Raw genomic sequence first — 14,137 nt, 5'->3', positions numbered from 1 at the left:
TAAGGCGCTTGCGCCGCGACCCGGGAATGTCCACTAATTCTGAGGTTATATGTCTGTTGTAATCAGCGATGCCTGGCGCCAGCGTTTTGGCGGTACGGCACGTTTATATGGTGAAAAAGCGCTGCAATGTTTTGCCGACGCCCACGTCTGCGTGGTCGGGATCGGCGGGGTCGGCTCGTGGGCGGCGGAAGCGCTGGCGCGAACCGGCATCGGGGCGATCACCCTTATCGATATGGACGATGTCTGCGTCACCAATACCAACCGCCAGATCCACGCCCTCAGCGGCAATGTCGGGCTGGCGAAAGCCGAAGTGATGGCGGAGCGTATTCGCCTGATCAACCCGGAGTGTCGGGTGACGGTAGTGGATGATTTCGTGACCCCGGAAAACGTGGCGGAATACCTGGGCGCCGGCTTCAGCTACGTCATCGACGCCATCGACAGCGTCCGGCCGAAAGCGGCGTTAATCGCTTACTGTCGTCGCCATAAGGTGCCGCTGGTCACCACCGGCGGCGCGGGCGGACAAATCGATCCGACGCAAATCCAGGTCGCCGATCTGGCGAAAACCATTCAGGATCCGCTGGCGGCCAAACTGCGCGAGCGGCTGAAAAGCCAGTTTGGGGTGGTGAAAAACAGCAAAGGCAAGCTCGGCGTGGACTGTGTCTTCTCTACCGAAGCGCTGGTCTACCCGCAGGCGGACGGCAGCGTCTGCGCGATGAAGAGCACGGCGGAAGGGCCGAAGCGGATGGACTGCGCATCCGGGTTTGGCGCGGCGACGATGGTGACCGCGACCTTTGGCTTTGTCGCGGTATCCCATGCGCTGAAGAAAATGCTGGCGAAGGCGGAGCGGCAGACGGCGTAAATTCCCGGGTCGCGGCGCAGGCGCCTTACCCGGGCTACAAGACAATTCCCCGGAGGCACCTGTCCGGGCGACAAAACCGCACGAACCCGTAGCCCGGGCAAGGCGCGTCAAGCGCCGCCCCCGGGATGAGCTTAAACCTCAACCTCGCGGGCGGCGGCGAGCACCGCTTCGCTCAGGGCGCTGAGCCCCTGGCTGCGCGAGGCGCTCAGCTGGCCGCGCAGCCCCAGCTCGTCGAACAGCGCCAGCGGATCCTCGGCCAGGATCCCGGCGCGGGTTTTTCCTTCCACGGCGGTTAAGAGTACGGCCAAAAGACCGCGCACAATCCGTCCTTCGCTGTCGCCAAAGAAGTGCAGCCTGCCTTCGGCATCCTCCTCATAGCCCAGCCAGACGCGGTTTTCACACCCGGCAATCTCCCGGGCCTGCGCTTTGCGCTCATCGGTCAGCGTCGGCAGCTTTTTGCCCAATAAAATCAGCTGCCGATATTTATCCTCCCACTGGTTCAGCGGGGCAAAGGTCTGGCGCAGCGTGGCGTCGGTAATGGTCGTGCCGAAGGGATGCAGAGTTGTCATTAATCCACCAGAATTTCCAGAGCGCGATCCACCGCGTGGACCAGCGCCGCAACATCGTCTTGGGTATTATAGGGGGCGAAAGAGGCCCGCAGCGTGCCGCTGACCCCTAAGGCCGCCAGCAGCGGCTGGGCGCAGTGTTGCCCGGCGCGCAGGGCAATGCCGGACTCCGCCAGCAGCGTCACCAGATCGCTGTGATGAATACCGTCGAACTCAAAGGCGAGCAGGCTTGATTGCTGGCAGCGGAAAGAGCGGAAGCCCGGCCGTTTCGCCAGCGCCTCTTCCGCCAGGCTCGCCAGACTGCGGCTCCAGTTTTCCGCCTGGCCGATATCGCTCTGCGCCAGCCACTCCAGCGCGGCGCTCAGGCCAATCACCCCGGCGACATTGGGCGTACCGGCCTCAAGGCCATAGGGCGCCGGCTGCGGCGTAAAGCCGTCAAAGCTGACCTCGGCGATCATCTTCCCGCCGCCGAGCCAGGGCGACATCGCCGCCAGCAGTTCGCTTTTACCGTACAGGGCGCCGATCCCGGTCGGGCCATACAGCTTATGACCGGAAAAGGCGTAAAAATCGATATCCAGCGCCTGCACGTCCGCGGGGAAATGCACCGCCCCCTGTGCGCCATCGACCATCACCACCATTCCGGCGGCGTGAGCAAGGCGGATGGCCTGCGCCAGGTCCGGGCAGCCGCCGGTGACGTTGGACATCTGCCCGATGGCCAGCACCCGGCTGCGCGGGGTGATGAGCGTGCTGAGGCTGGCGATATCCGGCAGCCGGTCGGCGCCAAGCGGCAGCTTGACCACTCTGGCGCCGGTCTGCCCGGCCACCATCAGCCAGGGCACGAGGTTGGCATGATGCTCGGCTTCGCTGACGATAATTTCATCGCCAGGCTGCAGGCGCGGCCGGACGTAGCTCTGCGCCACCATATTGATGGCCTCCGTGGTCCCCCGAGTCCAGACGATATCCTTGCCGGAGGGGGCGTTCAGCCACGCCGCCACATGCTCGCGGGCCGCCTCATAGCGCTCGGTCAGCCGCTGGGCGGCGGCGAATTGACTGCGGTGGACGTTGCCGGCGCTCAGGCGATAAAACTGGTCGCTGGCGTCGATCACCGCCAGCGGTTTGAGCGCCGTCGCCGCGCTGTCGAGATAGACGCCGGCGTCGGCCAGAGCCGGAAACTGCGCGCGAAAGTGCGCAGGGTTGAATGCGTTCATGGAATTCCTCGTATCAATGCCGCGATCGTCGCGCAATTTGCCGGGCGTGACAAGGCCTCTGCGTCCTGTGGAATTGTCCGAATGTGACTCCACATGGGGCAAAGAGGGTTATGCTGAAAAGTGTTGGGTTTGTGTTTTAACCTATTACTTAACGAGTCACGAATAGTATAAATAGCCGTAAGGAGAGAAAAATGAAAATGACTAAGGCCGCTGCGATTATCTCTGCCTGTATGCTGACACTGGGCCTGAGCGCCTGTTCCTCTAACTATGTGATGCATACCAATGATGGGCGGACCATCGTCACCGACGGGAAACCGCAAACCGATAATGATACTGGCATGATCTCGTATAAGGATGCGTGGGGCAACAAACAGCAGATCAATCGCTCTGACGTGAAACAGCTGGGTGAGCTGGACGAGTAAGGCAGTAAAAAGGCAAAAAAAAGCACCGCGCGTTGCGGTGCTACATTAAATCACTATGGACAGACAGGGTAAATGTACAGGAAGTGAAAAGGGGTAGCCTTGCTACCAGGGTCTGCAAAGACAGACCAATTGCAAACACAACAACACAACATCACAACCGTAAGCCAAAAGCTTGATGGAACACGCATTCCAAAAAAAGCTTCTCGTTCCGGCTCAGGAAGTGCCGCCACTATAGGTATTTGCTGGTAGAACCTCAACGGACAATTTATAATGGCTCAGATAAAAAAAACTAATAGGTTAACCATTGTTTCCTATTTGTTAAATTGAGTTAACATCTAAGCCAGAATAACCATGTCGAAGCGATTACCTCCTCTGAATGCATTACGTGTTTTTGATGCAGCCGCACGCCATCTCAGCTTCACTCGGGCAGCCGATGAGCTTTTTGTGACGCAGGCCGCAGTCAGCCACCAAATCAAGTCTCTCGAGGATTTTCTGGGCCTTAAGCTGTTCCGTCGGCGCAATCGTTCGCTGCTGTTAACGGAAGAAGGGCAAAGCTATTTTCAGGATATTAAAGAGATTTTTTCGCAACTGACGGAAGCGACGCGTAAACTGCAGGCGCGCAGCGCCAAAGGGGCCTTAACGGTCAGTTTATTGCCAAGTTTCGCCATCCAGTGGCTGGTGCCGAGACTCACAAGCTTTAACTCAGCTTATCCGGGAATCGACGTCAGGATCCAGGCGGTGGACCGTCAGGAGGATAAGCTGGCGGACGATGTCGACGTGGCAATTTTTTACGGTCGCGGCAACTGGCCGGGCCTGCGTGTGGAAAAACTGTACGCCGAGTATCTGCTGCCGGTCTGTTCCCCGCTGCTGCTCACCGGCGACAAGGCATTGAAAACGCCTGCCGATCTGGCGCAACATACGCTGCTTCACGATGCGTCCCGCCGCGACTGGCAAACTTATACCCGCCAGCTGGGTCTAAGCCATATTAATGTGCAGCAGGGGCCGATTTTCAGCCACAGCGCGATGGTGCTGCAGGCGGCCATTCATGGGCAGGGCGTGGCGCTGGCCAATAACGTCATGGCGCAGTCCGAAATTGAGGCCGGTCGCCTGGTGTGTCCGTTTAATGATGTTCTGGTCAGTAAGAATGCGTTTTACCTTGTTTGCCATGACAGTCAGGCAGAACTGGGTAAAATAGCCGCTTTCCGGCAGTGGATTCTGGCGAAAGCGGCAAGTGAACAAGAAAAATTCCGCTTTCGTTATGAACAATAATTACTTGTAGGGTAACAACATGACCAGCCGTTTTATGCTGATATTCGCCGCGATTAGCGGCTTTATCTTTGTGGCTCTGGGTGCCTTCGGCGCGCATGTCTTAAGTCAATCGCTCGGCGCGGCGGAGATGGCCTGGATCCATACCGGCCTGGAGTATCAGGCCTTCCATACCCTGGCGATTTTTGGTCTGGCGGTGGCGATGCAGCGTCGGATCAGTATCTGGTTCTACTGGAGCAGCGTGTTTCTGGCGTTAGGGACCGTGCTGTTCAGCGGCAGCCTCTACTGCCTGGCGCTCTCTCATTTACGCCTGTGGGCGTTCGTGACCCCGGTGGGCGGCGTGAGCTTCCTCGCCGGCTGGGTTTTAATGTTAATTGGTGCAATTCGTCTGAAACGTAAGGGCGTTGTTCATGAATAAGGTTGTCCTCTATTGTCGCCCTGGGTTTGAGAAAGAGTGCGCAGCAGAAATTACCGATAAGGCCGCCCGCCTTGAGGTGTTTGGTTTTGCCCGGGTCAAAGAAGACTCTGGCTATGTGATTTTTGAAGGCTATCAGCAGGATGATGGCGAGAAGCTGGTGCGCGATCTGCCGTTCAGCTCGCTGATCTTCGCCCGTCAGATGTTTGTGGTCGGCGAACTGCTGCGCGACCTGCCGCCGGAGGATCGCATCACGCCGATCGTCGGCATGCTGCAGGGCGTGGTGGAGAAGGGCGGCGATCTGCGCGTCGAGGTGGCGGACACTAACGAAAGCAAAGAGCTGATGAAGTTCTGCCGCAAGTTTACCGTGCCGCTGCGCGCGGCGCTGCGCGAAGCGGGCGTCCTGACCCGCTATGAAACGCCGAAGCGTCCGGTGGTGCATGTGTTCTTTATCGCCCCGGGCTGCTGCTATACCGGCTACTCGTACAGCAACAACAACTCGCCGTTCTATATGGGCATTCCGCGGCTGAAGTTTCCGTCCGACGCCCCGAGCCGCTCCACCCTCAAGCTGGAAGAGGCGTTCCACGTCTTTATTCCGGCAGACGAGTGGGACGAGCGCCTGGCGAACGGCATGTATGCCGTCGACCTTGGCGCCTGCCCGGGCGGCTGGACCTATCAGCTGGTGAAGCGCAACATGTGGGTCTCTTCGGTCGATAACGGTCCGATGGCCCAGAGCCTGATGGATACCGGCCAGGTGACCTGGCTGCGCGAAGACGGTTTCCGCTATCGTCCGAACCGCAACAACATCTCGTGGATGGTCTGCGATATGGTGGAGAAGCCGGCGAAAGTGGCGGCGCTGATGGCGCAGTGGCTGGTCAACGGCTGGTGCCGGGAGACCATCTTCAACCTCAAGCTGCCGATGAAAAAGCGCTACGAAGAGGTGTCGCAGAACCTGGCCTATATTCAGGCCCAACTGGACGAGCACGGCATTAACGCCCAGATCCAGGCGCGTCAGCTGTATCACGATCGTGAAGAGGTGACCGTTCACGTGCGTCGCCTGTGGGCCGCCGTCGGCGGACGTCGCGACGAGCGTTAATCTCTCACCCTCAGGCCGGAGAGGCGTGCTTGTCCTCCGGCCTTCGCCGCATGCTTAAGGCTGCGGCGCATCCGACACAATATGCGTCACGTCATCCAGATGACCAATTCTCGCCTCGCCGGAACGGTTGAACTTACTTTTATCGATCAGTAGCAGCGACTGCGCGGCCCGCTTAAGCAGGATCGATTTGAAGTCGGCATTGAACGCATTGGAGTCCCACAGCGCGCCCTGCGGGTCGATGCCTTCGCAGGAAAAAATAAACAGATCGATCTCCAGCGATTTCAGCTGGGAAATCAGCGCCGGGTTAACGTAGCAGCCATATTTCCGCTGCAGGGTGCCGCCGGAGCAGGTGAGGGCGATCTGGTCGCGTTTGGCCAGCTCCTGGCAGATGGGCTGGCTGTTGGTAAAAACGTGCAGCGGGCGGTCCGGCAGCTGGCGGGCGAGGTACCAGCAGGTGGAGCTGGCATCGAGGGCGATGACCATGCCTTCGTCAATCCAGGCCAGCGCTTCGCGGGCGATGTCGGCTTTATGCGCGTAATGGCTTTTCAGGCGCATGTGGAAAGGGTCGCCGCTGTCCTGGCTGCGCTGGTGGATCACTTTGGCCCGGCCGTGGTTGCGCAGCACTTTGCCCTGCGCCTGCAGCTCGCTGAGATCGCGGCGAATGGTTTCCCTGCTGACGTTGAGCTGTTTTGACAACGTTTCGGTGGTCAGGCTGCTGTGGTTGATCAGGAGATCGACGATCGCCTGCTGGCGGGCCGCTTTCATTTATTCTCACCCCATCATTGATTGAGCGTCTGCATCAGGCAGACGCTCCGGCATGAGATTACGGCGTGACTCCTTTTTTTAAAAGGATATTTCCGTACTTAGCGCACTCTCCTGTGATAACGATCGCAAAGGCTTTTTGCGCCCGCTCGTAGAAGGCGAAGCGGTCAATCCGCACGATGTCCGGGCAGGGAGCCTGCGCCGAGAGCGCCTGCCGATAGCGCTGTTCCACCGTCGGGTCGAGGGCATCGCCTTCGACGGCGGCCATCATCACCAGCGGCGGCGCGTAGCTGTCTAACTCGAACAGCGGGATAATCGCCTGCAGCAGGTCGCTGACCCGCAGGCCGTCGGCGCGGATCACTTGCGGACCCATGCTGTGCGCCGGGAAGTGGGCATCGGAAAAAATAATTTCATCCCCATGGCCCATTTCGGCCAGCACTTTCAGCAGTTCCGGCGATATCAGCGGGGAAATGGTTTTGAGCATCTCAGGCTTCCTCTGTGAATTCAGGTTCAGTTTGCGGCCAAAAATAGCGGTAGCGGTACGCGACCTGCGCTCTGGCCTGCTCCGGCGAAGAGAACTCGCCCACGCCATACCAGCCAAACATCGCCGCGCCGGCCACCGTGGTTTCGGCATCGTCGAGCACTTTGATCGGTATTCCCAGCCGGTCGGCCTTGATCTGGTTCCACAGCGCGTTGCGGCTGCCGCCGCCGACCAGCAGCAGCTCTTTCGCCCGGAAGCGGCCGATGTTTTCCAGGGTTTGCAGATGCTGCGCTAACTGGTCGCTTAACCCCTCCAGCGCGGCACGGTAAAAATGGCCGCGGGTGGTGTTGAGCGTGACGCCCTGCCAGCCGGCGTGCTGGCTGGCGAGCAGGTCGCACTGCATCCTGACGCCCTGAGCGCCGGGCGGGATCGCCTGGGCTTCGTCAATCAGAGTTTGCCACGGCGTGTCGGCGCTCCACAGCAGCTTACGCACCCATTCGAGCACGCCGGAGGCCAGCCACTGCATCCCCGGGTTATAGCGTCCCGGCTGGCTGTCCAGTTCGCAGGTGGAGCCGCTGTAGTCGCCGAGCAGCGAGGTGTCGACCTGCGCGCTGCGCACCATCAGGATCTCCCAGGTCCCGGAGGAGAGCACCGGCTCATCCTGCCCAGCGCCGGCACCAAACAGGGCGAACTGGGTGTCGTGCCCGGCCGAGATAACCGGGATCCCGACGGGAAGGCTCAACAGCGCAGCGGCCTCCGGCAGCAGGGCGCCGATCGGCTGGCCCGCTTCAACCAGCCGTGGGAACAGGCGGCGCGGCAGGCCGGTCGCCTGCAGGATCGGCGCGCTGAAATCGCGCTGCCGGAGATCGAGCATCTGGCTGGTGCCCGCCATGGTGAGGTCGGTGGTGAACTCCCCGGTCAGCCGATGGTTGATCAGCGACGAAATGAACAGCCAGGCATGGGCCTGCGCCAGCAGCTGCGGGTGGTTCTCTTTCAGCCAGATCAGCTTATACAGGGTATTGAACGCAAAGGCGCCGACGCCGGCGATTTGCTGCAGCTGGCGCGCGGGCATATACCGGCTGATGGTGTCCATCACCGCCGCGGTGCGCGGGCATTTCCAGCTGATGATCGGATACAGCAGCGCACCCTGCTCATCCACCAGCGCGCCATCGACGCCAAAGGTCGTGACGGCGATGCCGCGTACCGTGCAGGAGGCCAGCGGGTCGTGGATCTGCCGACAGCAATCGGCAAAGCGCTGCATAATGGCCTCCAGCGACCACTGGTGCCAGTCGCTGCGCTCGGCGGCGATGTCGCTGGCGTTTGCCGTGGCGGCGCGGGCGACAATGTTCCCCTGTCGGTCAACGGCCATCGCCCGCACGTTCGTGGCGCCGCAGTCGAGGACCAGGATAACGTCTTGCTTCATAGTGACTCCCGAAACAACATTGCCGAATGGCGCGGCGCTTATCCGGCCTACAAACAGCGCGCGTCTGTAGGCCCGGTAAGCCTGCGCCACCGGGCTAAACCCACCTGTTAACGCTTATACAGCGGCCCGTAGTTCTGGCAGGCGCGATAGTCCTGGCCTTCGATGTCCATGCCGTGCGCGGCCCAGGCGGAGGGGCGGTAGATTTTCGCCGCTTCCACGTTGTGCATGCAGACCGGAATGCGCAGCATGGCGGCGAGGGTAATGAAATCCGCGCCGACATGGCCGATGGTCAGCACGCCGTGGTTGGCGCCCCAGTTGGCCATGACCGAGTACACATCGCTGAACGGGCCCTTGCCGGTCAGACGCGGGGCAAACCAGGTGGTGGGCCAGGTGGAGTTGGTGCGGGCGTCGAGCTGGTCGTGCATCGCTTTGGGCAGCGCCACGCTCCAGCCTTCGGCAATTTGCAGCACCGGTCCCAGACCTTTGATGATGTTCACCCGGGTCATGGTGAACGGCACGCCGCCTTCGGTCAGGAAGCGGGAAGAGAAGCCGCCGCCGCGGAAGTATTCATGGATAGCCGGGCACCATTCGGTGGCCGCGAGGCAGGCATCCGCCTCGTTCTGTTCAATCTCCCAGTGAGGTTTCATCGTCGGGTTGCCCTGCGCGTCGCGCTGCTGGCAGGAGCCGTCCAGCGCCGCGGAGCCGGAGTTAATCAGGTGAATAATGCCGTGCTCCGCCCGGCCGGTGAGCGGCTGCCCGGTGACGCGCTCAACGGCGTCCGGCGACCAGTAGGTGCGCACGTCGGCAAACACCTGGGCGGTGCCGGTGAGCTGGTGGCCCATCAGCATGGCCACGCCGTTGAGGCTGTCGTTTTCGGTGGCGACGACGAACGGCTCGCGCACGCCGTTCCAGTCAAAAGAGCTGTTGAGCAGCGCTTCGGCGGTATCGCCATTGGGGTATTGATCGGTCCAGTGGCGCTGGCCCTGGAAACCGGCGGCGATGGCGTTGTAGCCCAGCGACTCCTCCACCAGCCCTTTTTCCGCGAGCTTCGCGTTGCCCTGCATCATATCGCGGATGCACATCGCCATCAGCAGGCTCTCTTTCAGCACCGCGCGGCTCTGCGTTTCATTGCGCTTATACTGCTCGGCGTTCTGATCTTCGCCGTAGCGGAAATGTTTATCCGCCCACGCCAGCGCCATCTCCAGCTCGGTTTCATCATAGATTTTCTGATCGATTCGCCGGCGCAGCTCCGTCATGTCGACTGCCTGAACCTTCATCCCGAGCCAGGATTCAAAGAAGTTGTGGTCGACGATGGAGCCGGCGATGCCCATTGAGACGCCGCCCAGCGACAGATAGCTTTTCCCTTTCATACTGGCGACGGCCAGGCCGGCGCGAGCGAAGCGCAACAGTTTTTCTTCGACGTCCGCCGGGATGGAGGTGTCATCGGCATCCTGCACGTCATGCCCGTAGATGGAGAACGCCGGGATCCCTTTCTGGCTGTGGGCCGCCAGCGCGGCGGCCAGATAGACCGCCCCCGGACGTTCGGTGCCGTTAAAGCCCCAGATGGCCTTCGGGCGCAGCGGATCCATGTCGATGGTTTCACTGCCGTAGCACCAGCAGGGGGTGACGGTGATGGTGACGCCAACGTTCTGGCTGCTGAATTTCTCTTCACAGGCGGCCGACTCGGCCATGCCGGCGATGCAGGTATCGGCGATCACGCACTCCACCCGGGCGCCGCAGGCATGGCGCAGCTTCTCGCTGATAAGCGCGGCGGTGGCTTTCGCCATGTTCATGGTTTGCGCTTCCAGCGATTCGCGGACCCCCATGCGACGACCATCGATTACCGGGCGGATACCGATCTTCGGTAAGCTGATTTTTTTCATTACAGATCCCTCAGGTTATGCGGATAACAGGTTTAGTTCGTCGCCGCTTGCGAGCGGAAACGGGCAAAAATAAAGATGATGGCGAAGCACAGCGCCGGGACCAGCTCAGCGGTCGGAATATTGCCGGCGGCATCGCTGACAAAGCCCATCACCGGGGTGACGATCCCGCCGCCGATGATGGTCATGACGATAAAGGACGAGCCATATTTGGTGTCCTGGCCCAGCTGCTTAATCCCCAACGAGAAGATGGTCGGGTACTGAATGGACATAAAGGCGCTGCACAGGGTCAGGGCCAGCAGGCCGACGTGGCCGCCGCTGAAGGCGGAAAGCAAACAGAGCAGCATGGCGATAAGCGCATAGACAGCCAGCACGCTATGCGGCGCGAAGCGGCGGATAAGCCAGGTGCCGGTGAAACGGCCAATGAAGAAACAGACCATGGTGCCGGTGAGGTAGTTGGCGGCGAAACCGGCCGTCATGCCCGGGATCTCTTCGATAGCGTAGCGAATCAGGTAGCTCCAGCAGGCGGTCTGCGCGCCGACATAGCAGAACTGGGCCAGAACCGCCCAGCGCCAGTGGCGGATGCGCATCAGGCGCGACAGCGAGGCGAGAAAAGTGCTCTGCGCGCTGTCGCTGTGGTCATCGCTTTGCAGCGACGGGAAGCGGGTGCAGACGATCAGCAGGGCGACCAGCAGCACGATGGCCACGATAATCATATAGGGGGTTTGTACCGACAGGACCAGGCTGTGCTTCCAGGCGCCGAGCTGTTCTGGCGTCATGCTATCCAGCACCTCCTGCGGCTGATGCGGGACGTTGGACAAAATAAGGCTCTGGCCAAATACCACGGCGATAATGGCGCCAAATGAGTTAAAGGTTTGGGCCAGATTAAGACGGAAGTGACCGCCGCTTTCCGGACCGAGAACGGTGACAAACGGGTTGGCCGCGGTTTCCAGACAGCCAAGCCCGGCGGCGATAATAAATAATCCAATCAGAAATAGGGTGTAATTCATCACTTCGGCGGCAGGCCAGAACAGCGCGGCGCCGCAGGCATATAAAAACAGGCCAGTAAGAATGCCTGCTTTATAGCTGAATTTTTTCATCAGCATCCCGGCGGGGATGGGAATAACAAAATAGCCAAAATAAAAAGCTGACTGGATTAATCCGGCCTGAAAGTTAGTCAGCGTAAAGGCCTGTTGAAATTGCGGTAATAAAATATCATTAAGATTATTGGCCACGGCCCACAGAAAAAAGAGGGAGCACAGCAGAGCAAAAGGAATAATATAGCTCTTACTCTGCCCGCTCTCCATGGCGCGGTAACTTTGCGTTGGTATCGTTGTGTTTCCCATAGCGTCCTCATCAGTTCAGAAGCAGTTACAACAGCATTCAGGGCGCAGTCTGGTGCTGCAGCAGACCGCAAAATTAAGTGAGCTCAGGTGACGCGCCGGTGAGTGAAATGAAAGTCACGGCGGAACTCATGGCTTCATTTTCAAATAAAAACCGCCTGTTAATATGATGAGGGTCACACTTAACGCTCTGCGGACCATTTTATGTGATAATTGTCACTTTAATTTTTCAAAATCGCTGACCGTTTGAGAAAATAAATTCACAAAACCACAACGCCAATGACCGATTGAATATATATCGTGGAAAACGGGCAAATGTTACAGGAAAATAAAATGCCCGCTTGATGGAATATTTTTAAGAACGGGCATTTTAAATGGTCGATTAACCAGGCTGATCCCTTTTTTTAGGGCGAAATAATTGACGTGGTTCACAAAATATGGCGATGAAAATTCCCCTGTGATTATTCAGGCTGAAGATGGAGATCATTATTCAACCTATCCCACGGTAGCCGACAATAATTGCGTTGCCCTGCCGTTGACGGATGATGAGTCGCCAAAAGAGGAAAGCAATGGAAAGAAACAGACTGGCCCGGCAGATTATCGATACCTGCCTGGAAATGACCCGCCTGGGGTTAAATCAGGGGACCGCCGGCAATGTCAGCGTGCGCTATCAGGGGGGGATGCTGATCACGCCCACCGGCATCCCGTATGAAAAACTGACGGAAGACAAGATCGTCTTTATTGATGCCGACGGCCAGCATGAGCAGGGAAAACTGCCCTCCAGCGAATGGCGTTTCCATCAGGCGGCCTACCAGACGCGGCCCGATGCCCAGGCGGTGGTCCACAATCACGCTGTGCATTGTACGGCGGTGTCGATCCTCAACCGGCCCATTCCGGCCATCCACTATATGATCGCCGCGGCGGGCGGGAATTCGATCCCCTGCGCGCCCTATGCCACCTTCGGCACCCGCGAACTGTCTGAGCATGTCGCGGTGGCGCTGAAGCACCGCAAAGCCACGCTGCTGCAACATCATGGCCTGATCGCCTGCGAGGCCAGCCTGGAGAAAGCGCTCTGGCTGGCGCATGAAGTGGAAGTCCTGGCCCAGCTCTATCTCAGCACGCTGGCGATTACCGACCCGGTACCGGTGCTGGATGACGAGGCGATCGCCATCGTGCTGGAGAAGTTCAAAACCTACGGATTACGCATTGAAGAGTGATGCCGCAACGCTAACAGGAGAGACGCGATGGCAAACCGAATGATCCTCAACGAAACGGCGTGGTTTGGCCGGGGGGCGATAAACGCATTAACCGATGAAGTGCTGCGGCGCGGTTATCGCAAGGCATTGATCGTGACCGACAGCACCCTCGCGCAGTGCGGCGTGGCGGCAAAAGTCACTGACAAACTGGACGCCGCCGGGCTGGCATGGGACATGTTCAGCGACGTGATCCCCAATCCCACCATCGCCGTGGTCCAGCAGGGGCTGCAGGCCTTTCAGCGCAGCGGGGCGGATTACCTGATCGCCATCGGCGGCGGTTCGCCGCAGGATACCTGTAAGGCGATCGGTATTATTCAGCGTAACCCGGCGTTCGCCGATGTCCGCAGCCTGGAGGGGCTGTCGCCCACCCGTCAGCCCAGCGTGCCGATCTTCGCGGTGCCGACCACCGCGGGTACCGCGGCGGAGGTGACGATTAACTATGTCATCACCGATGAAGAACAGCGGCGTAAGTTTGTCTGCGTCGACCCGCACGATATTCCGCAGGTGGCCTTTATCGATGCCGATATGATGGACGCCATGCCGCCGGCGCTGAAGGCGGCGACCGGCGTCGACGCCCTGACGCACGCTATCGAAGGGTTCCTCACCCGCGGCGCCTGGGCTTTGACCGATGCGCTGCACCTCAAAGCCATCGAGATCATCGCCGGCGCGCTGCGCGGCTCGGTTGCCGGAGACGCCGGAGCGGGGGAAGCCATGGCGCTCGGCCAGTATGTGGCGGGGATGGGATTTTCCAACGTCGGGCTTGGCCTGGTGCACGGCATGGCGCATCCGCTCGGCGCTTTTTACAACACGCCGCACGGTGTGGCGAATGCCATCCTGCTGCCGCACGTGATGCGCTTTAATGCTGAGGCGACCGGGGACAAATATCGCGATATCGCCAGGGCGATGGGCGTCAAAGTGGAAGCGTTAAGCCTGACCGCCGCGCGCCTGGCGGCGGTGGAGGCGGTCTGCCAGCTCAACCGCGATGTCGGTATTCCCGGCCATCTGCGCGAGGTGGGCGTCAGGAAAGAGGATATTCCGGCGCTGGCCCAGGCGGCGCTGGCGGATGTGTGTACCGGCGGCAACCCGCGCGAGGCGAGCCTGGCCGATATCGTCGGGTTATATCAGGCGGCCTGGTGAGGGGCCGGCCCGGCCGAAGCAGG

The 14,137-nt window shown here is 59.9% G+C and carries 14 protein-coding genes; 7 read left to right on the top strand and 7 right to left on the bottom strand.

Features of this window, described 5'->3' with window-relative positions; translation table 11 throughout:
* Positions 1–49: 49 nt before the first annotated feature.
* A complete protein-coding gene (gene tcdA / locus ACOI7Z_RS11860) occupies positions 50–859 on the top strand; it encodes a tRNA cyclic N6-threonylcarbamoyladenosine(37) synthase TcdA (RefSeq protein ID WP_049013567.1) in 810 nt (269 codons plus the stop codon).
* Positions 860–990: 131 nt separating this feature from the next.
* On the opposite strand, the gene csdE is transcribed toward tcdA, so the two are convergent.
* The gene (gene csdE / locus ACOI7Z_RS11855; protein WP_023290863.1) at positions 991–1,428 is read right to left on the bottom strand and encodes a cysteine desulfurase sulfur acceptor subunit CsdE; all 438 of its coding nucleotides are present in this window, start codon (positions 1,426–1,428) and stop codon (positions 991–993) included.
* Positions 1,428–2,633, bottom strand: coding sequence for a cysteine desulfurase CsdA (gene csdA, locus ACOI7Z_RS11850; protein WP_065882029.1), 1,206 nt, complete (start codon positions 2,631–2,633; stop codon positions 1,428–1,430). Before csdA ends, csdE begins: the two co-directional genes overlap by 1 nt.
* A 197-nt stretch (positions 2,634–2,830) precedes the next feature.
* Here csdA and ACOI7Z_RS11845 point away from each other — a divergent pair, with 197 nt between their 5' ends.
* The 4 genes from ACOI7Z_RS11845 (at position 2,831) to rlmM (ending at position 5,832) form a co-directional block, all read left to right on the top strand.
* On the top strand, positions 2,831–3,055 hold the full coding sequence (locus ACOI7Z_RS11845) for a YgdI/YgdR family lipoprotein (protein WP_002915549.1): 225 nt from the start codon (positions 2,831–2,833) through the stop codon (positions 3,053–3,055).
* Positions 3,056–3,406: 351 nt separating this feature from the next.
* Positions 3,407–4,324: a glycine cleavage system transcriptional regulator GcvA gene (gene gcvA / locus ACOI7Z_RS11840; protein WP_002915545.1), complete on the top strand. Its 918-nt coding sequence runs from the start codon at positions 3,407–3,409 to the stop codon at positions 4,322–4,324.
* Positions 4,325–4,343: 19 nt separating this feature from the next.
* Positions 4,344–4,739, top strand: coding sequence for a DUF423 domain-containing protein (locus ACOI7Z_RS11835; protein WP_002915543.1), 396 nt, complete (start codon positions 4,344–4,346; stop codon positions 4,737–4,739).
* Entirely contained in the window at positions 4,732–5,832 is a 1,101-nt protein-coding gene (rlmM, locus tag ACOI7Z_RS11830) for a 23S rRNA (cytidine(2498)-2'-O)-methyltransferase RlmM (protein ID WP_023290861.1), read from the top strand. Before ACOI7Z_RS11835 ends, rlmM begins: the two co-directional genes overlap by 8 nt.
* Positions 5,833–5,886: 54 nt before the next feature.
* Here rlmM and fucR read toward each other — a convergent pair whose 3' ends face one another.
* The 5 genes from fucR to fucP form a co-directional block, all read right to left on the bottom strand.
* Positions 5,887–6,597, bottom strand: a complete 711-nt coding sequence (gene fucR, locus ACOI7Z_RS11825) for an L-fucose operon activator (RefSeq protein WP_023290860.1) — start codon at positions 6,595–6,597, stop codon at positions 5,887–5,889.
* A gap of 58 nt (positions 6,598–6,655) precedes the next feature.
* Positions 6,656–7,078, bottom strand: a complete 423-nt coding sequence (gene fucU / locus ACOI7Z_RS11820) for an L-fucose mutarotase (RefSeq protein WP_023290859.1) — start codon at positions 7,076–7,078, stop codon at positions 6,656–6,658.
* A 1-nt stretch (position 7,079) separates the two neighbouring features.
* A complete protein-coding gene (gene fucK / locus ACOI7Z_RS11815) occupies positions 7,080–8,498 on the bottom strand; it encodes an L-fuculokinase (protein WP_087849633.1) in 1,419 nt (472 codons plus the stop codon).
* A 107-nt stretch (positions 8,499–8,605) separates the two neighbouring features.
* Positions 8,606–10,381, bottom strand: coding sequence for an L-fucose isomerase (gene fucI / locus ACOI7Z_RS11810; protein WP_023290857.1), 1,776 nt, complete (start codon positions 10,379–10,381; stop codon positions 8,606–8,608).
* Between the two features lie 32 nt (positions 10,382–10,413).
* A complete protein-coding gene (fucP, locus tag ACOI7Z_RS11805; RefSeq protein ID WP_086075078.1) occupies positions 10,414–11,724 on the bottom strand; it encodes an L-fucose:H+ symporter permease in 1,311 nt (436 codons plus the stop codon).
* Positions 11,725–12,290: 566 nt separating this feature from the next.
* Here fucP and fucA point away from each other — a divergent pair.
* A complete protein-coding gene (gene fucA, locus ACOI7Z_RS11800) occupies positions 12,291–12,938 on the top strand; it encodes an L-fuculose-phosphate aldolase (RefSeq protein ID WP_002915470.1) in 648 nt (215 codons plus the stop codon).
* Positions 12,939–12,965: 27 nt separating this feature from the next.
* Positions 12,966–14,114: a lactaldehyde reductase gene (fucO, locus tag ACOI7Z_RS11795; RefSeq protein WP_087849632.1), complete on the top strand. Its 1,149-nt coding sequence runs from the start codon at positions 12,966–12,968 to the stop codon at positions 14,112–14,114.
* Positions 14,115–14,137 lie beyond the last annotated feature (23 nt).

Origin of the sequence: Klebsiella sp. C283, from assembly GCF_048822555.1 — a bacterium.
GTDB classification, from domain to species: domain Bacteria; phylum Pseudomonadota; class Gammaproteobacteria; order Enterobacterales; family Enterobacteriaceae; genus Klebsiella; species Klebsiella quasipneumoniae.
This window is presented reverse-complemented; position numbering and strand designations above follow the sequence as displayed.

What these genes read in the sequence shown, in the direction of transcription:
- tcdA (WP_049013567.1), top strand. Translation starts at nt 50, where the DNA reads ATGTCTGTTGTAATCAGCGATGCCTGGCGCCAGCGTTTTGGCGGTACG.
- csdE (WP_023290863.1), bottom strand. Translation starts at nt 1,428, where the DNA reads ATGACAACTCTGCATCCCTTCGGCACGACCATTACCGACGCCACGCTG.
- csdA (WP_065882029.1), bottom strand. Translation starts at nt 2,633, where the DNA reads ATGAACGCATTCAACCCTGCGCACTTTCGCGCGCAGTTTCCGGCTCTG.
- ACOI7Z_RS11845 (WP_002915549.1), top strand. Translation starts at nt 2,831, where the DNA reads ATGACTAAGGCCGCTGCGATTATCTCTGCCTGTATGCTGACACTGGGC.
- gcvA (WP_002915545.1), top strand. Translation starts at nt 3,407, where the DNA reads ATGTCGAAGCGATTACCTCCTCTGAATGCATTACGTGTTTTTGATGCA.
- ACOI7Z_RS11835 (WP_002915543.1), top strand. Translation starts at nt 4,344, where the DNA reads ATGACCAGCCGTTTTATGCTGATATTCGCCGCGATTAGCGGCTTTATC.
- rlmM (WP_023290861.1), top strand. Translation starts at nt 4,732, where the DNA reads ATGAATAAGGTTGTCCTCTATTGTCGCCCTGGGTTTGAGAAAGAGTGC.
- fucR (WP_023290860.1), bottom strand. Translation starts at nt 6,597, where the DNA reads ATGAAAGCGGCCCGCCAGCAGGCGATCGTCGATCTCCTGATCAACCAC.
- fucU (WP_023290859.1), bottom strand. Translation starts at nt 7,078, where the DNA reads ATGCTCAAAACCATTTCCCCGCTGATATCGCCGGAACTGCTGAAAGTG.
- fucK (WP_087849633.1), bottom strand. Translation starts at nt 8,498, where the DNA reads ATGAAGCAAGACGTTATCCTGGTCCTCGACTGCGGCGCCACGAACGTG.
- fucI (WP_023290857.1), bottom strand. Translation starts at nt 10,381, where the DNA reads ATGAAAAAAATCAGCTTACCGAAGATCGGTATCCGCCCGGTAATCGAT.
- fucP (WP_086075078.1), bottom strand. Translation starts at nt 11,724, where the DNA reads ATGGGAAACACAACGATACCAACGCAAAGTTACCGCGCCATGGAGAGC.
- fucA (WP_002915470.1), top strand. Translation starts at nt 12,291, where the DNA reads ATGGAAAGAAACAGACTGGCCCGGCAGATTATCGATACCTGCCTGGAA.
- fucO (WP_087849632.1), top strand. Translation starts at nt 12,966, where the DNA reads ATGGCAAACCGAATGATCCTCAACGAAACGGCGTGGTTTGGCCGGGGG.